The organism is Arthrobacter oryzae, from assembly GCF_030718995.1.
In the GTDB taxonomy this organism is placed as follows: Bacteria; Actinomycetota; Actinomycetes; order Actinomycetales; family Micrococcaceae; genus Arthrobacter; species Arthrobacter oryzae_C.
This window is the reverse complement of record NZ_CP132204.1, coordinates 2165748-2188248: the sequence shown is the minus strand read 5'-3', so window position 1 is coordinate 2188248 and position 22501 is coordinate 2165748. Positions and strand designations below refer to the sequence as shown.

The following is a 22501-nucleotide window of genomic DNA, read 5'->3' as shown; positions in this document are numbered from 1 at the left end:
TCCTTCCTAGTTGGCGCGCACGCGCGGGTCGAGGCGGACGTAGAGGATGTCCACCAGGAAGTTGGCCAGCAGCACGGCCGCGGTGATGGTCAGGAAGAGGCCCTGCATCAGCGGGTAGTCCAGCCCCTGCACGGCGTTGAGGAGCTGGTAGCCGACGCCGGGGTAGGCGAACACCACCTCGGTCAGCAGCGCGCCGCCCACCACGAAGCCCAGGCTCATGCCGAAGCTGGTGACGGACGGCAGCATGGCGTTGCGGGCGGCGTAGCGGAACATGATCCGGCCCGGGCGGAGGCCCTTGGCTTCGGCCATGGTGATGTAGTCCTCGGCGTTGGTGGCGATCATGGTGTTGCGCATGCCGAGCATCCAGCCGCCCACCGAAACAAGCACGATGGTGAGGGCGGGCAGCACCAGGTGCATCCCGACGTCGGACATGAACTCCCAGCTGAAGGCGGGCTCAATGGTGTCGCTGAACGCATGCCGGATGGGGAACCAGCCCAGCGTGACGCCGAACAGGTACAGCGCGCCCATGGCGAGCCAGAAGTACGGGAAGGACCCGATGAAGATCAGGATCGGAGGGAGCGCGGAGTCAATGGCGCCTCCGCGCCGCCAGGCGGCCAGGATGCCCAGCAGGTTGCCCACGACGGCGGCGATCACCAGTGCGGTCCCGCCCAGCAGGAGCGTCCAGCCCACCTGCGAGGCGATCACTTCGGTGACCGGGGTGGGGAAGCGGGAGATGGAGACGCCCATCTGGCCGGTGATCATGTTGTGCAGGTAGTCGACGTACTGCTCCCAGATGGGCCGGTCGTCGACGCCGAGCAGCTTGCGCAGGGCCTCGATCTGTTCGGGCTGCATGCGGTCCTGGGTGCGGGCGAACATGCGGGATACGGGGTCCCCCGGCATAAAGCGCGGGAGCAGGAAATTCAAAGTGATGGACACCCAGAAGGCGATCAGGTAGAAACCCAGGCGGCGCAGGATAAAGCGCACGGTTTCCCTCCATTCGGGAAGTGCGGAAAGTTTGGGGAGCACACCCGGCGCCGGGAACAGCGCCGGGTGTGCAGTTTGGCGGGAGGCCTGCGGGGCCCTACTTGGCCGGTTCCAGCGAGGTCAGGACCAGCACCGTGGTGGGCGCCCGGACCGACAGGGTGGCGTACGGGTTTTCTTCCGTGGGCCAGCCGGTAAAGCGGGTGTTGTTGTAGGCGCCCCATTCCGGGCCGGCGAACAGCGGGATGGCCGGGGCAACCGCGCTGTACTCCTCCTGGAGCTTGTCCACGATGTCGTGCTGGGTGTCCTCGTCAGCGGCGGCGGCGAACTCGGTCAGCAGGGCGTCGGCCTTGGGGTCGCCGAAGCGGTGGTAGTTCTCAAAGGTCTTCTCCCCCACCGGCTTGACCGTGGCGGTACCCATCATGCCGGCGAAGTACTTGTACGGGCTGGGGTCGTTGGCGCTCCACACAATGCCCGAATCGAAATCGCCGGTCTCGTAGCCTGCCACGACGGCGGCCCAGTCCGGGGAATCAACCTTGGCCGTGACGCCCACCTCGGCGAGGTTCTGCGCGATCACGTTGGCTACGGAAAGCCAGTCGGAGGACGCTGCGCCCACGGAGATCTTGAATTCGAAGGGCTTGCCGTCCTTCAAGGTGCGCTTGCCGTCCGAGCCTTTCGGGTAGCCGGCCTTGTCCAGGAGCTTGTTGGCCTCATCGACGTTGAGCTTGGTCCAGTCGCACTTGTCCTGGACGTCCTTGTTTTTCCACGTTTCGTAGTTCCCGGAGAGGCCGGTGCAGTCCGCCGGCTTGGTGTAGCCGCTCATGCCGATCTTGGTGACCTGCTCACGGTCCACGGCCATGCTGAGGGCCTTACGGACGTCCGTGTCGTTGAACGGGGCCTTGGCGGTGTTGAGCTGCCAGTTGATCATGGAACCCGTGGGCGGGAACCAGTACTTGCGGTGGTCCGGGTCCTTGGAAATGAAGGTCTTCTCGATGTTGGGCATGTACTGCGGAGCCCAGTCCACATCGCCGTTGGCGGCGGCGAGGTTGGCGCCGTCGTTTCCGGCGAACGCGAGCATCTTGATGCCGGCGATCTTCTGCTTCTCCGGCTGCCAGTAGTTGGGATTCTTCTTCAGCACGAAGGACTGGGCCTGGAACGTGTCCACTTCGGTGTACGGTCCGGTGCCCACCGGCTTTTCGTTGGCGTCCTTCTCCGGGTCCGCAATCTTGGACCAGACGTGGTCCGGCAGGATGCTCAGCTGGCCGAGGTCGAACAGTGCCGGGGACCAGGCCGTCTTGAAGCTGAATTTCACCTGGTTGGTGCCCTCGGCCGTCACCGTGTCCAGGTAGTCGTAGCCGCCCTTGATCTTTTTCTGCAGGGCGAAAGTGGTGACCACGTCGGCCGGAACCAGTGGCTGGCCGTCGGACCATTTCACGCCGTCGCGGAGGGTGAACGTGATGGACTTGCCGTCCTCTGCCGCTGTCCATTCGCTGGCCAGCCACGGGGTGGTGTCACCCTTGGCCGGGTTGTAGATGAGCAGGGACTCGTAGATGGCCTGCTGGGTCATGGGCGCCACGGTGGGGGCGAACGGGTTGAAGTTGCGGACAAACGTGCCCATGTCCTCGCGGGGAATGGTCAGGAGCGCGCTTTGGGCCGAGGCGTCAGCTTTGGCGGACCCGCTGTTGCCCGCAGTGGCGGAGCATCCCGTGAGCGCCAAAGCGCCTATGGCCAGGCCGGCCGCCGCGATGCGGGCAGACCTCAGGAATCGTGGTTGTGTCATGATGGATATCTCTTTCCTCGTCTTCGCTGTTGAAGGTGAAGGTGTGGTTGGGGTTGCTGTTCAGTAGTTGATTTGCCGTCAGACTGAATAGCGTTCTAGCAGCGGACAGTCGACCATTTGCTGATGTGCGGTGATCGGCTGTCCGGCTGTAAGGCTTGCGAGTGTCTGGACACCCAGCGCACCCATCTCCTCGAAGGGCAACGCAACCGTGGTCAGTTTTGGCCTGAGGTAGGCCGCAATGAGTTCCTGGTTGTCGAAGCCGATCACGGCGATGTCTTGGGGGATGGCGAGCCCGCGCTCCTTGATGGCGTCATACGCGCCCATAGCCATCCGGTCGTTGAGGCAGAACAGCGCGGTGGGCCTGTTCTTCCGGTCAAGGATCCGGCACGCGGCCTCGTAGCCGCCGTCCGCCGTCGCATGCCCGCTCACGACCAGTTCCGGGTCCAGTTCCAGCCCGGCGGCGGCGAGCGCCTCGCGGCACCCCTCCAGCCGCCCGACGGCTGCGGGAATGTCCGGGTCGAGGTTGATGACGCCGATGCGCCGGTGCCCGGCTTCTAGCAAACGTTCGACGGCGACACGGCCGCCGGCGCGCTCGTCCGGGACGATCGAGGGCAGTATTCCGTCAGCATCGAAGCAGTTGATGAGGACCGTGGGCACCTCCCTGGCGATCTTCGGGACATGCACGCCACGGTGGTACGTGGCCGCATACAGAAGCCCTTCGACCCGCTGTTCCAGCAGCTTCTCGATTGCGGCGTCTTCCATGCCCCGGTTGGGCCCTGCAGCGTCGGCCTGGTCCGAGGGCGCGATGAGCAGGAAGCGGCGGTCCAGCCAGGCCTGGTCCTGGGCGCCTTTGATGATGTCGACGGCGAACGGTGCCGTAACAATCTCGGTCACGATGCCGTACCAGTCGCTGCGCTGCGAGGCGAGGGCCCGGGCTCCGGCGTTCGGCCGGTACCCGAGGGCCTGGACGGCTTCGAGGATGCGCTGCCTGGTTTCCTCGGAAATGCTGGCGTTCCCGCGGTTGCTGAGGACGAAGGACACCGCGGTGCGGGATACACCGGCAGCCTTGGCCACGTCCGCCATGGTGACACCGCGCTGGGCAGTGGCCGCGACAGGCTTCCGCCCTTGAGCCGTGCCCGCCGCTGTGGGGGTGCTGTTCGCCATCGAATGCTCCGAAATCCTGCCGGGACTGGCCGCCGTGGCCAGTTGGGATCTTTTACTAACGCGCGTTACTTCGAGCGTGTGATTTAGGTTACGCGCGTTACTTGGTTGCTGTCAACGGGCAATTTCGGGAAGTTCCCGCGGGACGGCCTACTCCCCCGCGGGCGACTTTTGGGGCCCGTTGCGTGGGGGCCCGTTGGGCCCCTTCCGCGGTGCGGGGCCCGAGCCGCAGGAATATCACCACGGGATACGGCCCGGCCTGATCCTCACGAGTCGCAAATCGCTTGGCGACACGCAAATTACCCGGCGACACCGGAATACGGGGGGCGCGGGAGCATTTGCGCGTCACAGGGACATTTGCGCGTCGAAACTGCATGGGCGGGGAGGCTGCCAGGCTCCGCCATAGGTGACGCAGGCCCAGTCAGCCGGCGGCAAATGCGCTTAAAGAAGAAAAGCACCAGTTCCGAAGAACTGATGCTTCCCAGTGGTGGCTCCGACCGGCGTCGATCCGGTGACCTTTCGATTTTCAGTCGAACGCTCTACCAACTGAGCTACAGAGCCTAGGTGACATGTCACCTTGAGAACCGGAATTTCTTCCGGCGCTCAGAGCGACCCTGACGGGACTTGAACCCGCGACCTCCGCCGTGACAGGGCGGCGCGCTAACCAACTGCGCTACAGGGCCTTGCTATTTTCTTGCTGTCTGCAGTATCGCTACTGCAATTTTTCAAGGCCTTTAGCCTACCAGACTTTTTCATCCGGTTTGACCACTTCCTTGCGTACCCCCAACGGGATTCGAACCCGTGCCGCCGCCGTGAAAGGGCGGTGTCCTAGGCCGCTAGACGATGGGGGCCTGAACTCAATCCGGCTCATTCAGGGCAAAAATAAAGGGCCGAAGCCTTTCGTTTCCGCCCTTTCGAGTTGCTCCGAACTGGACTATAAAAGTGTAGGGCAGACCTTGGGAATATCCAAAATCGGCACCGCACTGGTGCAAGATTCGGTGCAAGATGGACTGATGGATGCCGTCGCCGCCCTCAATGAGATCGCGTTCTGGCTGGAACGCGAACTGGCCCCCACGTTCAAGGTCCAGGCCTTCCGGAAGGCCGCCGGCATCATCGCCGCCCTGGATCCGGAAGATGTTGCCGCCCGCGCCCGCAACGGCCGGCTGAAAAGCATGAAGGGAATCGGGGACCGAACCTTCGAGGTGATCCGGCAGGCGGTCGACGGCGCCGTCCCCGACTACCTTGAGGGCCTCCGGGAGCGCGGGCAGCAGCCGCTGGCAGACGGCGGCGCCGAACTGCACTCCGCACTTCGCGGGGACCTCCACAGCCACAGCGACTGGTCCGACGGCGGGTCCCCGATTGAACTGATGGCGGACGCCGCCCGCACCTTGGGCCGGGAGTACCTCGCCCTGACGGACCACTCCCCCAGCCTCAAAATCGCGAACGGGCTGACCGCCGAACGCCTCACGGAGCAGCTGGATATTGTCGCGGGCATCAACAGCGGCTTCGACGACGACGGCGGCGGAGGCTTCCGCCTGCTGGCCGGCATCGAGGTGGACATCCTGGAGGACGGGACCCTGGACCAGTCCGCGGACATGCTGGACCGCCTGGATGTTGTGGTGGCGAGCGTCCACTCGAAACTCCGTTCCGACCGGAGCACCATGACCGCCAGGATGCTGGGCGCCATCAGCGATCCGCACATGAACGTCCTCGGCCATTGCACGGGCCGGCTGCTCCAGGGTTCCAGGGGAACGCGGCCTCAATCCGATTTTGACGCCGAGCGGGTGTTCGCGGCGTGCGCGGAACAGGATGTGGCCGTCGAGATCAATTCGCGCCCCGAGCGGCAGGATCCGCCGGACGACCTGATCCGGCTCGCACTCGATGCGGGCTGCCTCTTCAGTATCGACAGTGACGCCCATGCCCCGGGTCAGCTGGATTTCCTCCAGTACGGCGCAGCCCGCGCTGCGGCAAACGGAGTTCCCGCGGAACGGATCGTGACCACTTGGCCGCTGGGCCGGCTGCTGGAGTGGGCGGGGCGCGGAAAGTAGTACGGCTGGGCAGTGATGCTCAGCTCACCAGGAATATTGCCATCGTCAACATCACGACGGCGATGGCGGCGTCGAGGATGCGCCAGGCGCTCCGGCGCCGGAAGACCGGAGCCAGGAACCGTGCGCCGACCCCCAGGGCCGTGAACCACGCGATGCTGGCCGCGCCCGCTCCGGCGGCAAACCACCAGCGGCCGTCCGGGCCGTGGGTGCTGGCGAGGGACCCGAGCAGCAGCACAGTGTCCAGGTACACGTGCGGGTTCAGCCAGGTGAAGGCCAGCCCGGTGCCCAGGACGGCCATCCAGCTAGCAGCACGCGCCGGACCGAGCTGCCCGAGCGCCTGGCCGCGGACGGCCCGCCAGGCGGCGAGGGCGCCGTAGCCCGCCAGGAATGCGGCTCCCGCCCAGCGCACCACGTCGAGCACACCCGGCGCCCGCTCAATCAGGACGCCGATGCCGGCGACGCCGAGGATTATCAGTACGAGGTCCGAGACGGCGCAGACGGCAATGACAAGGGCCACATGCGAGCGCTGGATGCCCTGGCGCAGGACGAAGGCATTCTGGGCGCCGATGGCGACGATGAGGGACAGGCCGCTGGCCAGGCCTGAAAGCACGGGAAGGATCACGCTTTCAACGGTAGGTGGATGAAGATCATGAAACCAGTTAAAGATTCTTTGGGGAGATAAGATCAGCTAATGATCGACATTCATCCCGACCAGGCCCGGACGCTCGCGGCCATCGTCTCGCAGGGAAGCTTCGACGCCGCCGCCAGCCACCTGTCCGTCACGGCTTCCGCCGTCAGCCAGCGCATCCGCGCTTTGGAGGTCGCGGTGGGCCGTCCCGTTCTGAGGAGGACCAGGCCGATTGAGCTCACGGAGTCCGGCCAGGCCGTGGTGCGCTTCGCCCGTCAGCTTGAGATGCTGTCGGCGGACCTCGCCGATGAACTGCAGCCGGGCACCGCGCACCCGGACACCCGGCTGACGCTGGTGATCAACAGCGACTCGCTGCACACGTGGGCACTCGCCGGGCTGGCTGCCGTGGCCGGGACGGTCCAGCTGGAAATCCTGCGCGAGGACCAGGATTATTCGCTGGAGCTCCTCCGCAGCGGCGCTGCGGCGGCTGCCATCACCGCCACCGCCAAGCCGGCCCCCGGCTGCACGTCCCGCCGGCTCGGCGTGATGCGCTACCTTCCCGTCTGCACGCCGGTGTTCGCGGCACGCTGGCTCGACGGCGGCGCAACGGCCGAATCGCTGGCAAAGGCCCCCGTCATCATCTACGACCGCAAGGACGACCTTCAGGACCGCTACCTGCGGCGGCTCAGCCGCAAATCCCTCCAGCCGCCGCGCCACTACGTGCCTGCGGCCCACGAGTTCGGCGAGGCGATCCGGCTCGGGATGGGGTGGGGCCTGCTCCCGGAGCTCGAAATCGGCGACGACCTGGACCAGGGAACACTGCAGACCCTGGCCGCCAAATCCTTCGTGGACGTCCCGCTGCACTGGCAGCAGTGGCGCTACGGATCGGCGGTGCTGGACGGCGTTGCCGGCGCCATCCAGGACGCTGCGCGCGTGCTGAGGTGAACGATACAACTACGCAAGCACACCACAGCGGAGCAGAACGCTAGCACTGGCAGACCATCAGGGCATTACCGTCAGGATCCCGGAAGTTGAACCATTGCCCATACTGGATGGCCGCCGGATCGGCGCCCAGTTCAACTGCATAGGCGTGCGCTGCCTGGACGTCTTGGGTGTCGAGATGAAAGGCGGGCACCTTGAAAACGGCGTCCCGTGAGTAGATCCTGCTGTCCAGGACGAGCCCGGTACCCTCGACCGGCAGTACATAGAGGTGGCCAAAGAGAATCTCACCGTCGGCCGGTACACCCAGCAGCCGGCAGTACCAGTCCCTGGCAGCTTCCACATCGCTGACCGGAACAAAGACCGTGCCAATTCTCGGCGTGATCGGATTCATGGGACTCCTTCCGCATCCATGACCTGCCAGTCACGGGATGGACGTTTTCGACATGTTGGCTCGATTCTAGGTCGCGCCCGTTTGGACTTGCGCTCCTTGGGCAACTCGCAAACTTTGGCAGGATCTCGACTAGACGTGGCCGATTTCCGCCAGCTGCACCGCCGCAGCACGGGCTAGATTGGCAGCATGGCAACCACCGCCGAATCCGGCCCCACGCCGTCCGCAGGCTCCCACGAAGGGTCTCCGCACGCACCCAGTCCGCAACCTCTGACCCAACGCACAGCGTCCGCCGCCGGCACCTCGTCCGGAAGGACACCGGTCAACAAGCTCGGCGTCGCCGCCGTCGTTATCACGGTGGTCCTGTGGGCCTCCGCGTTTGTGGGCATCCGCGCCGTGGGGCCAAGCTTCTCGCCCGGTTCCCTGACGCTGGGACGGCTGGCGATTGCCGCCGTCGTACTTGGCGTGGTGGTGCTGCCGAAGCTCCGGATGCTGCCCCGGGGCCGGGAGTGGTGGCCCATCCTCGCCTACGGCGTGATGTGGTTCGGCGGCTACAACGTGGCCCTCAACGCCGCCGAACACCTGCTGGACGCCGGCACCGCAGCCCTGCTCATCAACGTCAACCCCATCCTGGTGGCCGTGATGGCGGGCGTACTGCTCAAGGAAGGCTTCCCGCGCTGGCTGATCATCGGCAGCCTGATAGCGTTCGCCGGCGTCGCCGTGATTGCGCTCAGTTCGGGCCAGCGTTCGACGGCGGATGTGGCCGGCGTGCTGCTTTGCCTCCTCGCCGCCGTGCTCGCCGCCGTCAGCGTGATCGTCCAGAAGCCGGTGCTGCGGAAGTTCCCCGCGGCTCAGGCCACATGGTTCGGCATCATGGTGGGCGCAGCCTGCTGCCTGCCGTTCAGCGGACAGCTGGTGGCCGAACTCCAGGCGGCCCCGCTTCCGGCCACCCTCGGGCTGGTGTACCTGGGGATCTTCCCGACGGCCATCGCGTTCACCACGTGGGCCTACGCCCTGTCCCTCATCGACGCCGGAAAGCTGGCCGCCACCACGTACCTGGTCCCCGGCACCACCATCCTCATCTCCTGGCTGGTGCTCGGCGAAGTGCCTACCATGTGGGGGCTTGTGGGCGGCGCGATCTGCCTGGTGGGAGTGGGGCTGACGCGGCGCAAATCCCGCTAGAGTGCTGGTATGCCCGCCAACCTGCCGCCCGGCCTGCCGATCGTCCCGGACGGCGCGGACGATCATGTTCCGTTCCCCATGACCGAGGAAGACTTCGAGTCGGCCGTCAGCGACGCCCTGGAACGCGTTCCGCCGGAAGTGGCCCGGGCCATGGACAACGTTGCGGTGTTCATCGAGGACGATTACATCCCGCAGCCGGGCGAGGACCCGGAGACCGTGCTGCTGGGACTCTACGAAGGCGTGCCGCTGACCGAGCGCGATGCCTGGTGGGGAGCGGGATCGCTGCCGGACCGGATCACCATCTACCGCCAGCCCATCCTGGAAATCTGTTCGTCCCGTGAGGAAGTCATCGAGGAGGTGGCCATTACCGTGACGCACGAGATTGCCCACCACTTCGGCATCAGCGACGAACGGCTGCACGAACTCGGCTGGGACTAGTTAGCCTTGTACGCATGGGACACGACCACAGCCATTCGCACGGCATCACGGCCACCGGCAAGCACCGCAAGCGCCTGATCGCCGTCCTCAGCATCACGCTGGCCGTGGTCCTGATCCAGGTCATCGGCGCGGTGATTTCCGGTTCCCTGGCACTGCTGGCCGACGCCGGCCATATGCTGTCCGATGCCGCCGGCGTTTTCATCGCGCTCCTGGCGGCGTGGATCGCCACCCGGCCCGCTAGCGACCTGCGGACGTACGGGTACCAGCGCGCCGAAGTCCTGGCCGCCCTCGCCAATGCGCTGGTGCTGATTGTCATCTCGGTGGTGATTTTCACTGAGGCCGTCCGGAGGATCGGTTCTGCACCCGAGGTCCAGACCGACGTGATGCTCTACGCCGCCGTCCTGGGTGCGGTGGCCAACGTGGTGTCCCTGCTGATCCTCCGCGGCGCCCAGAAGGAGAGCCTCAACGTTCGCGGCGCGTACCTTGAGGTCCTCGGCGACCTGCTGGGCTCCTTCGCTGTCATTGCCGCCGCGGTGGTGATCATGCTGACAGGCTTCCAGGCGGCGGACACCATCGCATCCATGGTCATCGCCGTGATGATCCTCCCCCGCGCCTGGCACCTGCTCCGCGATGTGGTGGACGTGCTCCTGGAAGCCACCCCGAAGGGCGTGGAAGTCCAGATGATCCGCGAGCACATCCTGTCCGTGGAGGGCGTGGTGTCCGTGCACGATATCCACATCTGGACCATCACGTCCGGCATGCCGGTCTTCTCCGCCCACGTGGTGGTGGAGGACGCCGTGCTGAGTGCCAGCGGCGCCGACCAGGTGCTGGACAAGCTGGGCACCTGCCTGGGCTCCCACTTCGACACTGAACACTGCACCTTCCAGCTGGAACCCGTGAGCCACTCCGAGCACGAGTCCCACCAGCACGCCTGAGCCTGGGAAGCGGGGGGCCCGCATCCAGCCTGCCCGCAGAATCCCGTCTGACCGCAAGCCCCCGGAATCCCGACACGCCGTGCCTCAATGTGACCGAATCACATGCTTGTTGTTTATGTTATTGATGTGACCAGTGTTGCCAAAGTTGCAACCTGGCACGTAGCCTCGTGTCTGCTGGGTGTCCGCGGCGGGGCATCTACCTGTGAAAATCACGGGTGACAATCTTCAACTCCTCGCTCACTCCAGCCTGACTGCTGCGAGGTAACTTGATGGGTTTGACCGGATCCGGCCGCAAAGCGGCTGTGCTGTGCACCGCCGTCGTACTCCTCGGATCCCTCGCCCTGCCCGCCGGCGCCGCACCGCTGCCGGGCTCCGTGGCCGCTGTCAGCGTTCCGGCGTCGCCGGAGATCCCCTCCGCCGAAGAGATCGCGGCAGCCAAAGCCAGCGAAAGCGCGACGGCGGACCAGGTCACCCGGATCGACCGGATCCTTGCCGACGCCGCCGCGGCCCAGGAAGCCAGCTTTGCTGCCGCCATGCAGGCCAACAACGCCTACGGCGACGCCCTGGTCACGCTCGAGCTCCGCCGGGACGCAGCCACCCTCGCTGCGGCGAAAGCGGCTGCCGCCGGGGCCGAACAGGAAAAGACGCGCAAACAGGTGGGGCAGCTGGCCGGTGACCTGTACCGAAACGGCGGCCTCAATCCTGCGCTCAGCACCTTCGTCAGCGGCAACGGCGAAGTGCTCAAGCAGGCCGCCACGCTTGAGGCCATCTCCGCCAGCCGCAGCCGGGCATTCGAGGCGGCCGACAACGCAGCCTCCGCCGCCCAGTCACTGACGGCCGCTGCGGAGGACGCCAACCGGGCCGCGGATGACGCGGCCAGGTCGGCCGAAGACCGCAAGCTGGACGCCGAACGCGCCAACGCCGCCCAGGCCAGGGCCGTGTCCGAGGCGAAGGCCCAGCGGACCGTCCTGGTGGACCAACTTGCCAGCCTGAAAAACACCACGGTGGCCCTCGAGTCCGCCCGGGTTGATGCCCTGGACCGCCAACGCGCCCAGGAACGGCTGGCGGCCGTCACTGCCGCAGCGGCATCCGGCGCGGCGACGCAGGGCTCCACCGCGCAGGGCAGGCCCGCCGCACCCGCCCCGGCGCCGCCAGCTCCTACTCCAGCGGCGCCCGCGCCGCCGGCTCCTGCTCCAGCGGCGCCCGCGCCGCCGGCTCCTGCTCCAGCGGCGCCGGCGCCCGCGGCACCCCAGCCTGTCGCTCCGGCACCGGTTCCAGCACCGTCCCCGGGCGGCTCAAACCAGACCGCCATCTCGGTGGCACTCAGCAAGGTCGGGTCCCCGTACTTCTACAAGTACGGCGGCTCCGGTCCGCTCGGGTTCGACTGTTCCGGGCTGGTGCAGAACGCCTTCGCCGCTGCCGGCAAGTACCTTCCCCGCACCGCGGCACAGCAGTACGCGCAGGCACCCGTGCACGTGCCGTTCTCGCAGGCACAGCCGGGCGACCTCCTTGTCTGGGGATCTGCGCCCGATTTCTACCACGTGGGCATCTACCTCGGCGGCGGCCGGGTGGTCCAGGCCCTCAGCCCGGACGACGGCATCACGGTGACGGATCTGGCCTGGATGGCCGGGATGCAGCTGCACCCCACCGTTGCGCGGTATTAGCCGGCTTCGTCGTAGGACAGCACGCCTAGGACAGCACGTCCTTGGTGACGAACCTGCCGTAGGCGAGCGCCCCGAAGACCGCGATGTATCCACCCTGCAACAGCGCGTTGGCAGCAAAGGAATCCCAGGCAATGGGCTGTCGCAGCAGGTCCGCGAACCCGAACCAGTAATGGCTGAACAGCCAGGGGTGCAGCCATTCCAGCTGGGGCAGCTCCCCCATCACCTGGGACACCACCGAGGCCACAATCGTGGCCGCCATGGCGCCCACCGGTACATCCGTCAGGGTGGAGAGGAAGAGCCCGACGGCGGACAGCCCCAGCAGCGACACGGTGAGGTAGGCGGCCACGAGCACCAGCCGGACCACCGCCTCCCCGGGGGTGATCACGTCGCCGGACAGCAGCGTCACCGGACCCACCGGAAACAGCGCCGCCCCGATGCCCGCCCCGGCCAGCGCCACCACCAGCGGGGCAACGATGCAGAACGCCGCGGCGCCGGCATATTTGACCAGCAGCAACCGCACGCGGCCGGCCGGTGCCACGAGCAGATAACGCAGGGTGCCCAGGCCGGCTTCGCCGGCGATCGTGTCGCCGGCCACCACCCCCACGGTGAGGGGCAGGAAAAGTGGCACGCAGACCAGCATCGCCGTCACCCCCACAAACAGCCCGTTCTGCGTGAACCTGTCCAGGAAGGCGGGTCCGCGCCCGGGCGGCACGGCCGAGGAAAGCCGGACGGCGACTGCCATCAGCACCGGAACGGCGGCGAGCGCCAGCAGCATCGCCCAGGTCCGACGCCGGCGGAACAGGACGCTCAGTTCGGAAGCCAGCAGCGGCCATCCCGACGTTGGCCTTCCGGCCGGCGTCGGGCGTTCTCCGACGTCAGCGGCTCGGTCCTTGCTGGGCGCGCCTTTACTGGGCAATGTCGAACCCCTCCCCCGTCAGCGCCACAAAACGGTCCTCCAGGCTGCCCTGCTCCACGGCGAAGCCGCGGACCCGTACCCCGGCCGCCACCAGGGCGGCCACCACCGCTTCCGGCTCCACGCCATCGCCTTCGGCGCGGCTTCCGGGCGGTGCCCCGTAAACCAGCGCCCCGTTGTTCCGGCCTCCCTCGGGGGTCATGCCGAACGTGGCGAAGACGCCGTCGGCCAGGCCGGCGTCGGGCGTTACCAGGCGGATCCGGGCCTTGCCGGCATCGCGCAGGTCTGCGAGCGTTCCCTGCGCCACCAGCCGCCCCGCGCTCATGACGGCGGCGTGGGTGCAGATCTGCTCCACCTCGGCCAGCAGGTGGCTGGAGACGAAAACCGTGGCACCGTCCGCCGCGAGGGACCGCACCAGCGAGCGCACTTCACGGGTTCCCTGCGGATCCAGGCCGTTGGTGGGCTCGTCGAGCACCAGCAGTTCCCGGGGTGAGAGGAGTGCGTTGGCGATGCCCAGGCGCTGTTTCATGCCGAGCGAATAAGCACGGACCTTCTTTCCGGCGGCGTGCGTCAGGCCGACGCGTTCCAGCGCAGCCTCCACGCGCGCACGCCGCGTTGCCGATGCTGCATGGGGGTCCGCGGCATCGAGCCTCCGGAGATTGGCTTCCCCGGACAGGAACGGGTAGAACGCCGGGCCTTCCACCAGGGCGCCCACCCGCGGCAGGACGTCGTGGAAGCGGGCCGGCATCTCCAGCCCCAGCACGCTGACGGAACCCTCCGTGGCGCCGGCAAGGCCCAGCATCATGCGAATGGTGGTGGTTTTGCCGGAGCCGTTCGGGCCCAGGAAGCCGAACACGGAGCCCTTCGGCACGGCAAGGTCAACGCCGTCCACGGCCAGCTGATGGCCGAATTTCTTACTGAGCCCGCGCGTCTCTATGGCCAGTTCCACGCCCCGGCCCGCGGCTGTCACCTCGCGGCAGCAGCGGTCAGCAGGCGCTCCGCGGGAACAGACCCTGCGAAGACTCGCCCGTCGTCGGTCAACAGCACGTTCACGACGGCGGTGCTGAACAGCCGTCCGCCCGGCACCGCAACAGCGGCCTGCTGCAGCAGCGGATCACTGGACACCATCGCCCCGGCTTCCGCGGACGCGGGGCCGGCGGGGAATTCAACCACGCTCTCCCAGCCGGTACCGGTCACCGTGGGCCGCGGGTTTCCGATGTCCGGATCCCTCGAGCCGGGAACCGCACCGGGAACGGCAGCATCCGGCGCCTCCGCGTCAGGTACCGCGCCGCTTTCCGTACTGTGTGCCGGCCAGCCGCCCGTGCCATGGGCAGGCACGTCAATTTCCTTGACGGTTGCACCCGGCGGCGGGCTGAAGGCAAACAGCGAGGCGTCCGGCGCTTCGAGTGACAGGCTGGTGAACGCCAGGGTGAAGGCCGGTTCGTTCTGGCCGCGGGCCTTCAGTTCAACGCTGAGCGGCAGTCCGCTCTGGCCGTCAACAGCGATTGCGGCAGACGCGATCAGGGTGCCTTCCGTACGTGGGGTGATCATCAGGTTGTAGGCGGCCCGGCCGGCAACGTTGACCTCCGGAAGCACTGTGACTTCGGTGGTGAGATCAGCGGCGGCAAGCAGCCGCGCGGCCAGGTCCGCCGGCGTCGGCATGACGCCGTCCGTGCCGGCACCCGGATGCTTGTACTGGCCGAAATCCTTGTGCTGGCCACCATCGGCGGGCAGTGTCAGGTGCGTGGCGGTGTTGTCCTTGGAGCTGTAAAGCCAGACCTGGTCACCGCTGCGCACCGCATTGCGTTCAGCCAGCCGGTCCAGCACCTGGACGCGCACGTTGGCCGGTCCGTCGAGGAATACCCGGGCAGTGTGCGGGCCGCTCAACAACTCCAGCACGGAGGCTGCGTCGCTCCCTGCCGACGGTCCGGTTGTCGGGAGTTGGGGCAGGCCAAGCTGGGAGGTCTGCTCCAGGGTCCCGGAGAGGGACGGAGCCGTGTGCTGCGCCATAAGCTCCAGGACTTCCTGGGGCGTTTTGGCGGGCAGCGGGTCCCCTGCACTGGCGGGCAACGACCCCGCCAAAGCAGCGGCGGCAATAACGGCCGGCACGGCAGCGGCAGGCATCCACCGCAGCCACTTTTTGGTCATGACAACTCCGCTCCAACTTTGCAGCTTATTGATTCCAGAGTACGCCTCGGACCCGCCCGGTACACCCCCTTGGGATATGGCCGGGCGGGCGTTGCCGGGGCGGCTCAGCACGCTGCCGCGGGCGGGTTCAGTCCCCCGCCGGCACCACGGTGCCGGCCCCGCCGTCGAGCGTGATCACCTGCCCGCTGCTGATGATGGCGGTGGCGTCCGGGACGCCCACGACGGCGGGAATTCCGTACTCGCGGGCCACCACCGCACCGTGCGAATTGGGTCCGCCCATTTCCATCACGAGCCCGCCGGCGGTAAGGAACAACGGTGTCCACCCCGGATCAGTGGACGGAGCCACCAGGATTTCACCGGGTTCCAGAGCAGCACCCTGCGGGTCCAGGATGACGCGCGCCCTGGCGGTGACAGTCCCGGCAGATGCCGGTGTGCCGGACAGGACGCCTGCCGCGGCGCCCGTGCCCGCTGCCTGCAGCGCCTCCGGTTCCGTCCCGTCCGAAAGGAGGACCCGGGGAATGCGGCGGCGGCCCAGTTCGGCGTCGTAGGCTTCCCGGCGTTCCGCCACGACTTCCCGGAACGACGCCCCGGCCAGGGCCCGGTGCGCTTCGGCGAAGTCGAGGAAAAAGATGTCGTCGGCCTCGACGACCCGCCCGTCTGCGGCGAGCTCCGCGCCGACCGCCGCGAGCTCCTTCCTGACCGCGGCCAGGCCCTCCACGATGTGGTACTTCGGCAGTTCGCGCAACCCGGCAAACATCCGCGTCCGCCTCAGCGCGCCCCGCACCAGCCGGGCGCGCAGCCTGCCCGCCGGGCCGCCCCGGCTTCCTGCGACTGCGACCAGCCGCTCCATCTGGGCTTCCGCCTCGCGGGCGGCATTGGCGAACTGCCGGTCCGGCGCCAGTGCCGGATCGTCGAGTTTGAGGTAGTTCGCCAGGACTCCGAGGATGTGCGTGGGATCGTCCGACCAGCGGGGCATGCCGAGGTCTATTTCCGCCACTGCCCGGTGGCCGTACCGTGCCAGGAAGCCCGCCAGCCCGGACTGCACGACGGCGGGAAGCCCGCCGGAGCGGTACTGCCGCGCCAGCTCCTTCGGGGAGGCCCCGTCGAAGATCGCGGCTGCGGCGGGTTGGGCGCGGATGGCCGTGGCGAGGTGCCAGAGGGCAAGGTCCATTTCCGTGGTCACGTTGTTGGGGAGCCCGCGGAGCACCGCCTGGAGGGCGCCGGAGTTCGTGCCGGCCCCGGCCAGCTTCCCGGCGACAGCCAGGGACGCGAATCCCAGGGCAGGCAGTGGCAGCACTGCCGGGACGATCGGGAAAAGCTTCCCGCCCAGGATGCGTTCGGCATGGTCCAGCCGTTCCGACGCCGTGGCGTCGGCGGGAACCGCCAGGGAGGCGCGGAGCCGGCCGCCGAAACTCTCCGCGCGCTGAAGCGCCGCTTCCGGCCGAAGCAGTGCCCGGAGCAACGTCTCCGGGACCCTCCCCTTCGCCGCCACCGGAACCACGTGCCGGAGGAGCCGCCACGGGGACCTGGTGGTCACGGCGAACCGGGGGTCGGCGAACAGCCGGCGGAGCACCGTGGCGGACCTGGCCTCCATAATGTCGAAGACCCGGGGGACGATTACGCGGCCCACGCTGCTGCGGACCACCGGGGTGAGGTCGACGAAGAGGCGCTGACCCGCCTGCCGGTAGGGTGCCGGACCGTTGCGCGGCTCGGGCAGGTCAAAGCCGGCGGAGCGGGCCACGGAACCGGCGAGCAGCCGGAACCCGGCCAGGCCCATCGGTGTGAGCGGGCGGGTGAGTCCCTGGGCAAGGCTAAAGCACAGGAAGACCCGTATGCCGTCAGGCTCCGGCAGGCCGGGACGGGGGTCCGGCAGGGGATACAGCGTGGTGATGGGCCGGGACTGCACCAGCCACAGCTTGTCCGCGGCATCAATGGCCCATTCAATGTCCTGCGGCGCCCCGTAGTGCTGCTCCACCGTGCTGCCCAGCGCTGCCAGTTCACGGACCTGTGCATCGTCCAGGGAAGGGCCGGAATCCGGTGGGAGGACCGTCCGTTCCGTGCCCCCTCCGGGCAGCGGCCTGATGGAAATGGCCTTGTCCCCGGGCCGCCACTCCGGGATCGCGCCGGTGGCCGTATCAACCACAAAGTGGTCCGGATTCACCGCCCCGGAAACCACCGCTTCCCCCAGGCCAGGGCTCGCATCGATGACTGCCTCATGACGCCGTCCCGTCACCGGGTTGGCCGTGAACAGGACGCCCGCCACGGCGGCATCGACCATGCGCTGGACCACCACTGCGAGGGCCACCGTTGACGGGCTGATCCCGTGCGTGGCACGGTAGGCCACCGCCCGGTCCGTCCACAGCGACGCCCAGCACCGCCGGACAGCGTCAAGCACGGCGTCGGCGCCAACGACATTGAGGTACGTGTCCTGCTGCCCCGCGAAACTCGCCAAAGGCAGGTCCTCGGCGGTCGCGGAAGACCTGACGGCCACCGGTACGTCTGTCCCCAGTGCGGCGTAGGACTCCCGGACCGCAGCGGCAATCTCCGGCGGGACATCCACCCCCAGGATGAGTTCCCGCGCCCGGGCCGCCAGCGTGGCCAGGGCCGCCAGGTCATGGTCACCGGTGGCGGCCAGCGCGCCGTGCACGTCTTCGAGCCCCGCAGGGCCCACGGCCCGCCGGTAGGCCTCGGTGGTCAGGCAGAAGCCCGGCGGCACCGGCAGCCCGGCACGTGTGGTCTCGCCCAGGTTGGCTGCCTTGCCGCCCACGCGTGCCAGCATGCCGGCATCGATCAGTTCCAGGCCCAGCACCAGTCCATCCGCCGAAGCGTCCGGAGTGCTGACCTGGTTCACCGCTGCCTCCCCGGTTCGCGCGCCGGAGGGTTAAGCTGCGCCGAGCATGGGCCCGAAGCTGGCGCGGTCCGCGAGCCGGGGGTCGTCCCGGTCCGGAACCACCAGCACCGGCCCCTTGGCGTGATGGAGGATGCCGTCCGACGTCGACCCCAGCAGCATTCCCGTGAAGCCGCCGCGGCCGCGGGTTCCCACCACCACCAGTTCCACGTGGCGGCTGGCTTCAACCAGGACGTCCACCGGGGAACCGTCCACGAGCTGGGTCTCCACGGTCAGCTTGGGATAGTGGCTCTTCAGCCAGGCCACTCCGGCGTCGAGCTGGACCCGGATGTCCGCGAACAGTGCCTCCCGGTCCATGGGAGCAGGGACCCATGCCAGCGATCCGCTGTACTGCGGCACGGCGCAGACGACGCGAAGCGGCGCTCCGAGCCGCTCAGCCTGGTCCGCGGCCTCCAGCACGGCAACACGGGCCTGTTCCGAACCGTCAACGCCCACCACCACAACGTGTTCAACAGGCTGGTGGCCGGACTTGGCCTGCTCGGCCTTGACGTGTTTGTCGTCAGTGGTCTCCCCCAGGCGGTCGGCGCAGATCAACGGCACGGTGACCGTGGGGCACTTCGCGTGAGCCGGGAGGGCGCTGCTGACCGAGCCCAGGAGCCTGCCCACGAAGCCGCCCCGGCCGCGGGTGCCGAAGACCAGCAGTTCGGCGGTTTCGGACATCTCCAGCAGCACACCGGAGGCGTCGCCATTCTCCACGGAGGCGTCAACGTCGATGTCGTAGGGGGCCACCTTGTCCAAAGCCTGCTTGAGGATGGCTTCGGCGCCCTCGCGGATCACCGAGTCATCCACAGTGGCGTAGCCGCCGTCCAGGCCGGACGCTGCGAAGATCGGCACGGAGTAAGCGGTCACGATATGCAGGGGGCGGCGGCGGCGTTCAGCTTCGCGGGCGGCCCAGACGAGCGCGCACTGGCTATGGTCGGAACCGTCCACACCCACGACGATCCCCTCGGGGGCGGCGGAACCGCCGTCGTCATCCCTTGACGGGTGCACCTGATCTCGGCCCATGGGGTCCGCCTCCTCGCGATACTGCCTGATGTTGCCGCTATTCTGCCAGAAGTGGCCGTCCACCGGGTGAACCGGGGACAAGGACCTGGTGGTGGCCGAAATTCCGCTCTTTTAGACCACTATTCTCGGTTGCCGAACAGTAAGCAAGCGGCCTAAAACCACGCCTTGAGAGGCTTTGGACACCTGAGCCAGCTACCACTTTTTACGCCGCTGAAACATAGAGATCCCACCTCCGATGAGCCAAATTACAAGTGTGAGATCGTGGGGGTAGCCATTGTCCGGCAAGGGCTATCCAGAGCTCGAAAAGTTCTGTATTGTCGAGGCGTTGCGAAACTGAGATATGTGTTTCAGAACACAATCCAGCTTAACGCGCAGCCGGACTTTGGGGGTTACGGAGAGTGCAGGAGAACCAGGTCTGCACTGTGAACCATTCGAGGAGGAACGAGCAGTGTCGAGCATGCCAATTTATGGTGGGACCGAGCAGACCACTGCGGTGATCATCGGATCAGGGCTTCCGGGCCTGGCAATTGCCAGCGAACTCCGGCGGCGCGGCGTGGACTCCATCACCGTGGATGCGCTCGAAACCCTGGGCGGAATCCAGTCCCCCAACACCGTGTCCCTGCCACGTTGTGACGCGCCGAATTCAGCCACCATGCAGGAGCGGAACGAAATCCTCCGCCACCTGAGGAACTACGCCAGTAGCCACAACCTGGACATCCGCAACAATACCCGCGCCGTGCAGATCAACCTGCTGGCAGGCGGGGCCGCCGAGCCATCCCTGCACCAGTGGGCCGTCCACACACCGGACGGCATCCTGCTGGCCCACCACATTGTCCTGACCCGCGGCGCGCACAGCCAGCTGCGCCGCATGCTCGCAGACCTTGGGCTCGCACTGGGGCAGAACCTGGCCGCCGCGATGCGGGCCATCGGCATCTACCTAGTGGGGGTAGGGGAACTCATCACTCCCACGCCCAAGGAAGTGCTCCGCCAGGCCAAGGTGGTGGGGCAGGCAATCTCGGCGAAGGTCTATCCGGACAGTGTTCCCTCAGTCCTGACGGGAAGCTTCGCAGCTCTGCCAGCGCCCGTCTGGGCCCCGGCCTAGGCCTCAGGCCCGCTGGTCTCACTGTCGGTCGACTTGAGGTTCCGCTTCGCCAGCACACCCAGTGCCACGAGGATGCCCAGGGCGGTTCCGGCGAACAGCACCAGGCTCCAGGGGAACGGTTCTGAAGCGTCGGGCGCCTGCTCAGGCGCGGCGGGGATGCCGGGCTGGGCGGTGCCGGCCGTGGGGACCTGGCCCGCCGTCGTCGTACTTCCCGGCGTTGAACTGCTTTGCGTTGAAGTGCTCTGCGCCGGGCCGCCCGCCGCTGCGGCGGTGGCTGTGAACGTGAAGGTGCCCTCGATCGGATGCGAATCGGAACTGACCACGCGCCACAACACGGTGAACTCCCCGGCGGGAGCACCGGTCCGGAGCTTCTGCGACGCCACGTTGTCCACGATCTCCACGGGCCCCTCCGCCCAGTCGGTGCCCGCGGCATCCTTCACCTGGAACTGCGAACCCAGGGCCAGCGGGGCCTTGTTGAAGGTCACGGAAACAGTCTCCGGAGGAGCGGCCACGGTAGCGCCCTGCGCCGGGCTACTGGACTCGGCGGCGTCATGGGCTGAGGCCGGGGCCGCAGCGGTCAGCACGGCGGCCGTGAAAAACAGCGCCCCGATGAGGGCTCTCAGCAAGTGGCGGATGGGACGCATGCGGGGTTACTCCTGTGTGTTGGCTTCCTTACAGACTAGGCGAAATCGCGGGGTCGCATCCCGGCAACCTACTAGGATTCAAGTAACCCCCAACACTCTCCCCGGAGGACTAATGCTTAAGCAGGGCTCTGCACTGGACCGGTACTTCAAGATATCCGAGCGGGGGTCAAACTTCTCCCGCGAGATCCGCGGAGGCTTTGCCACGTTCTTCGCCATGAGCTACATCGTGGTGCTGAACCCGCTGATCCTCTCCGGACCCGACTCCAGCGGTGCAACCTTGGGCTTCCCCGCCGTCGCGGCCGTCACGGCCTTCGCCGCCGGCATCCTGACCATCCTCATGGGCGTCTGGGCCAAGCACCCGTTCGCCATGGCCACCGGCCTGGGCGTCAATGCCTTCGTGGCGGTCACGGTGGCAACCAATCCGGGCCTGACCTGGCCCGACATGATGGGCCTGGTGGTCCTCTCCGGCATCACCATGCTGATCCTGGTCCTCACCGGCTTCCGCACCGCGGTGTTCAGGGCTGTCCCGGATGGCCTCAAGACGGCCATCGTGGTGGGCATCGGCCTGTTCATCGCCCTGATCGGCCTGGTCAACGCCGGATTCGTGCGGCGCATCCCGGACGCCGCCGGCACAACGGTTCCGGTGGGCCTTGGCTTCGACGGCAAGCTCCTGGGCTGGCCCACCGTGGTGTTCGTCTTCGGACTGATCCTCACCATCGGCCTGCTGGTCCGGAAGGTCAAGGGCGCCATCCTGATCGGCATCATCGCTTCCACCATCCTGGCCGTCATCCTTGAATTCACCCTCCACATCGGTCCGAGCTTCGACGGCAAGAACTTCAACCCGCAGGGCTGGTCGCTAGTGGCACCGAAGTTCACCGAGTGGGCCGCGCCGGACCTGTCGCTGATCGGCAAGGCCAACCCCATCGGGGCATTCGAGCACCTCGGCTTCGTCGCTGCAACGCTGCTGGCTTTCGTGATCCTGCTCAGCATCTTCTTCGACGCCATGGGCACCATGGTGGGCCTGGCCAACGAGGCCGGCACCGTGGACAAGGACGGCAACATCCCCAACGTGGACCGCGTACTGCAGGTCGACGCGCTCGGTGCAATTGTGGGCGGCGGCGCGTCCGTCTCCTCCAACCAGATCTACGTTGAATCCGGCGCCGGCATCGGCGAGGGTGCCCGCACGGGCCTCGCCTCGATCGTCACCGGCCTGCTGTTCCTGGTGGCCATGTTCTTCACGCCGCTGATCAACCTGGTCCCGTTCGAGGCCGTGGCCCCGGCCCTCGTGGTGGTGGGCTTCATGATGGTGGCCCAGGTGGGCAAGATCGACTGGCAGGACTGGGGCATTGCGATTCCCGCGTTCCTGACCTTCACCCTCATGCCGTTCACCTACTCGATCGCCAACGGCCTTGGAGCCGGATTCATCGCCTACGTGCTGATCCGCACCTTCCAGGGCCGTGTCCGGGAGGTCCACCCGCTGATGTGGGCCGTGGCCGCCGCGTTCCTGCTGTTCTTCGGCATCGGCCCCATCGAGCAGGCGCTCGGCATCCACTAGCCCGGTTTTCTTCCGCCGAGGTGGCATTTCGCGGCAGTGTTTTTCGAAAACATTGCCGCGAAATGCCACCTCGGTGCTG

General features: G+C 67.3%; 19 protein-coding genes and 3 tRNA genes. 8 read left to right on the top strand and 14 right to left on the bottom strand.

Going from position 1 to position 22501, the window contains the following annotated elements; all coding sequences use genetic code 11:
* Window positions 1-6: 6 nt before the first annotated feature.
* The 6 genes from Q8Z05_RS10095 to Q8Z05_RS10070 form a co-directional block, all read right to left on the bottom strand.
* Complete coding sequence (locus Q8Z05_RS10095; RefSeq protein ID WP_305943319.1) at window positions 7-984, bottom strand: ABC transporter permease; 978 nt, start codon at window positions 982-984, stop codon at window positions 7-9.
* A 97-nt stretch (window positions 985-1081) separates the two neighbouring features.
* Window positions 1082-2761, bottom strand: a complete 1680-nt coding sequence (locus tag Q8Z05_RS10090) for an ABC transporter substrate-binding protein (protein ID WP_305943318.1) — start codon at window positions 2759-2761, stop codon at window positions 1082-1084.
* Between the two features lie 78 nt (window positions 2762-2839).
* Complete coding sequence (locus Q8Z05_RS10085; protein WP_305943317.1) at window positions 2840-3925, bottom strand: LacI family DNA-binding transcriptional regulator; 1086 nt, start codon at window positions 3923-3925, stop codon at window positions 2840-2842.
* Between the two features lie 482 nt (window positions 3926-4407).
* Window positions 4408-4483, bottom strand: a tRNA-Phe gene (locus Q8Z05_RS10080).
* Window positions 4484-4531: 48 nt separating this feature from the next.
* A tRNA-Asp gene (locus Q8Z05_RS10075) sits at window positions 4532-4605 on the bottom strand.
* Window positions 4606-4700: 95 nt separating this feature from the next.
* Window positions 4701-4773, bottom strand: a tRNA-Glu gene (locus tag Q8Z05_RS10070).
* A 162-nt stretch (window positions 4774-4935) separates the two neighbouring features.
* On the opposite strand from Q8Z05_RS10070, the gene Q8Z05_RS10065 reads away from it, so the two are divergent.
* Window positions 4936-5970, top strand: coding sequence for a PHP domain-containing protein (locus Q8Z05_RS10065; RefSeq protein ID WP_305943316.1), 1035 nt, complete (start codon window positions 4936-4938; stop codon window positions 5968-5970).
* Between the two features lie 19 nt (window positions 5971-5989).
* On the opposite strand, the gene Q8Z05_RS10060 is transcribed toward Q8Z05_RS10065, so the two are convergent.
* The gene (locus tag Q8Z05_RS10060; RefSeq protein ID WP_305943315.1) at window positions 5990-6592 is read right to left on the bottom strand and encodes a LysE/ArgO family amino acid transporter; all 603 of its coding nucleotides are present in this window, start codon (window positions 6590-6592) and stop codon (window positions 5990-5992) included.
* Window positions 6593-6661: 69 nt separating this feature from the next.
* Here Q8Z05_RS10060 and Q8Z05_RS10055 point away from each other — a divergent pair, with 69 nt between their 5' ends.
* Window positions 6662-7543, top strand: a complete 882-nt coding sequence (locus Q8Z05_RS10055; RefSeq protein ID WP_305943314.1) for an ArgP/LysG family DNA-binding transcriptional regulator — start codon at window positions 6662-6664, stop codon at window positions 7541-7543.
* Between the two features lie 40 nt (window positions 7544-7583).
* Here the strand turns inward: Q8Z05_RS10055 and Q8Z05_RS10050 are convergent, their stop codons facing one another.
* The gene (locus Q8Z05_RS10050) at window positions 7584-7931 is read right to left on the bottom strand and encodes a VOC family protein (protein WP_305943313.1); all 348 of its coding nucleotides are present in this window, start codon (window positions 7929-7931) and stop codon (window positions 7584-7586) included.
* A gap of 186 nt (window positions 7932-8117) precedes the next feature.
* Between Q8Z05_RS10050 and Q8Z05_RS10045 the strand changes: the two genes are divergently transcribed.
* The 4 genes from Q8Z05_RS10045 to Q8Z05_RS10030 all read left to right on the top strand — a co-directional run bounded on the left by Q8Z05_RS10045 (window position 8118) and on the right by Q8Z05_RS10030 (window position 12147).
* A complete protein-coding gene (locus Q8Z05_RS10045) occupies window positions 8118-9110 on the top strand; it encodes a DMT family transporter (protein WP_305943312.1) in 993 nt (330 codons plus the stop codon).
* A gap of 9 nt (window positions 9111-9119) precedes the next feature.
* Entirely contained in the window at window positions 9120-9548 is a 429-nt protein-coding gene (locus Q8Z05_RS10040) for a metallopeptidase family protein (protein WP_305943311.1), read from the top strand.
* A 14-nt stretch (window positions 9549-9562) separates the two neighbouring features.
* Complete coding sequence (locus Q8Z05_RS10035; RefSeq protein WP_305943310.1) at window positions 9563-10483, top strand: cation diffusion facilitator family transporter; 921 nt, start codon at window positions 9563-9565, stop codon at window positions 10481-10483.
* A 269-nt stretch (window positions 10484-10752) separates the two neighbouring features.
* On the top strand, window positions 10753-12147 hold the full coding sequence (locus tag Q8Z05_RS10030; protein ID WP_305943309.1) for a C40 family peptidase: 1395 nt from the start codon (window positions 10753-10755) through the stop codon (window positions 12145-12147).
* Window positions 12148-12172: 25 nt separating this feature from the next.
* Here Q8Z05_RS10030 and Q8Z05_RS10025 read toward each other — a convergent pair whose 3' ends face one another.
* The 5 genes from Q8Z05_RS10025 to Q8Z05_RS10005 form a co-directional block, all read right to left on the bottom strand.
* A complete protein-coding gene (locus tag Q8Z05_RS10025) occupies window positions 12173-13063 on the bottom strand; it encodes an ABC transporter permease (RefSeq protein WP_371745957.1) in 891 nt (296 codons plus the stop codon).
* Window positions 13053-14030 (bottom strand): ABC transporter ATP-binding protein, encoded by a 978-nt coding sequence (locus tag Q8Z05_RS10020; RefSeq protein ID WP_371745956.1) that lies wholly within the window; start codon window positions 14028-14030, stop codon window positions 13053-13055. Before Q8Z05_RS10020 ends, Q8Z05_RS10025 begins: the two co-directional genes overlap by 11 nt.
* On the bottom strand, window positions 14027-15208 hold the full coding sequence (locus Q8Z05_RS10015) for a LolA family protein (protein WP_305943308.1): 1182 nt from the start codon (window positions 15206-15208) through the stop codon (window positions 14027-14029). The genes Q8Z05_RS10020 and Q8Z05_RS10015 overlap by 4 nt, the downstream gene beginning before the upstream one ends.
* Window positions 15209-15335: 127 nt before the next feature.
* Window positions 15336-18059, bottom strand: a complete 2724-nt coding sequence (locus Q8Z05_RS10010; protein WP_371745955.1) for a PEP/pyruvate-binding domain-containing protein — start codon at window positions 18057-18059, stop codon at window positions 15336-15338.
* Between the two features lie 30 nt (window positions 18060-18089).
* Complete coding sequence (locus Q8Z05_RS10005; protein ID WP_305943307.1) at window positions 18090-19121, bottom strand: universal stress protein; 1032 nt, start codon at window positions 19119-19121, stop codon at window positions 18090-18092.
* Between the two features lie 457 nt (window positions 19122-19578).
* Between Q8Z05_RS10005 and Q8Z05_RS10000 the strand changes: the two genes are divergently transcribed.
* Window positions 19579-20223 (top strand): NAD(P)-binding protein, encoded by a 645-nt coding sequence (locus Q8Z05_RS10000; RefSeq protein WP_305943526.1) that lies wholly within the window; start codon window positions 19579-19581, stop codon window positions 20221-20223.
* Here the strand turns inward: Q8Z05_RS10000 and Q8Z05_RS09995 are convergent.
* Window positions 20220-20867, bottom strand: coding sequence for a copper resistance CopC family protein (locus tag Q8Z05_RS09995; protein ID WP_305943306.1), 648 nt, complete (start codon window positions 20865-20867; stop codon window positions 20220-20222). The two genes, Q8Z05_RS10000 and Q8Z05_RS09995, sit on opposite strands and share 4 nt — an antisense overlap.
* 112 nt (window positions 20868-20979) lie before the next feature.
* On the opposite strand from Q8Z05_RS09995, the gene Q8Z05_RS09990 reads away from it, so the two are divergent.
* A complete protein-coding gene (locus Q8Z05_RS09990; RefSeq protein ID WP_305943305.1) occupies window positions 20980-22422 on the top strand; it encodes an NCS2 family permease in 1443 nt (480 codons plus the stop codon).
* Window positions 22423-22501: the final 79 nt, after the last annotated feature.

Bases quoted from the DNA above. Each gene is read 5' to 3' on its own strand.
- Q8Z05_RS10090 (WP_305943318.1), bottom strand. From the start codon at position 2,761: ATGACACAACCACGATTCCTGAGGTCTGCCCGCATCGCGGCGGCCGGC.
- Q8Z05_RS10085 (WP_305943317.1), bottom strand. From the start codon at position 3,925: ATGGCGAACAGCACCCCCACAGCGGCGGGCACGGCTCAAGGGCGGAAG.
- Q8Z05_RS10065 (WP_305943316.1), top strand. From the start codon at position 4,936: ATGGATGCCGTCGCCGCCCTCAATGAGATCGCGTTCTGGCTGGAACGC.
- Q8Z05_RS10055 (WP_305943314.1), top strand. From the start codon at position 6,662: ATGATCGACATTCATCCCGACCAGGCCCGGACGCTCGCGGCCATCGTC.
- Q8Z05_RS10050 (WP_305943313.1), bottom strand. From the start codon at position 7,931: ATGAATCCGATCACGCCGAGAATTGGCACGGTCTTTGTTCCGGTCAGC.
- Q8Z05_RS10045 (WP_305943312.1), top strand. From the start codon at position 8,118: ATGGCAACCACCGCCGAATCCGGCCCCACGCCGTCCGCAGGCTCCCAC.
- Q8Z05_RS10040 (WP_305943311.1), top strand. From the start codon at position 9,120: ATGCCCGCCAACCTGCCGCCCGGCCTGCCGATCGTCCCGGACGGCGCG.
- Q8Z05_RS10035 (WP_305943310.1), top strand. From the start codon at position 9,563: ATGGGACACGACCACAGCCATTCGCACGGCATCACGGCCACCGGCAAG.
- Q8Z05_RS10030 (WP_305943309.1), top strand. From the start codon at position 10,753: ATGGGTTTGACCGGATCCGGCCGCAAAGCGGCTGTGCTGTGCACCGCC.
- Q8Z05_RS10015 (WP_305943308.1), bottom strand. From the start codon at position 15,208: ATGACCAAAAAGTGGCTGCGGTGGATGCCTGCCGCTGCCGTGCCGGCC.
- Q8Z05_RS10005 (WP_305943307.1), bottom strand. From the start codon at position 19,121: ATGGGCCGAGATCAGGTGCACCCGTCAAGGGATGACGACGGCGGTTCC.
- Q8Z05_RS10000 (WP_305943526.1), top strand. From the start codon at position 19,579: ATGCCAATTTATGGTGGGACCGAGCAGACCACTGCGGTGATCATCGGA.
- Q8Z05_RS09995 (WP_305943306.1), bottom strand. From the start codon at position 20,867: ATGCGTCCCATCCGCCACTTGCTGAGAGCCCTCATCGGGGCGCTGTTT.
- Q8Z05_RS09990 (WP_305943305.1), top strand. From the start codon at position 20,980: ATGCTTAAGCAGGGCTCTGCACTGGACCGGTACTTCAAGATATCCGAG.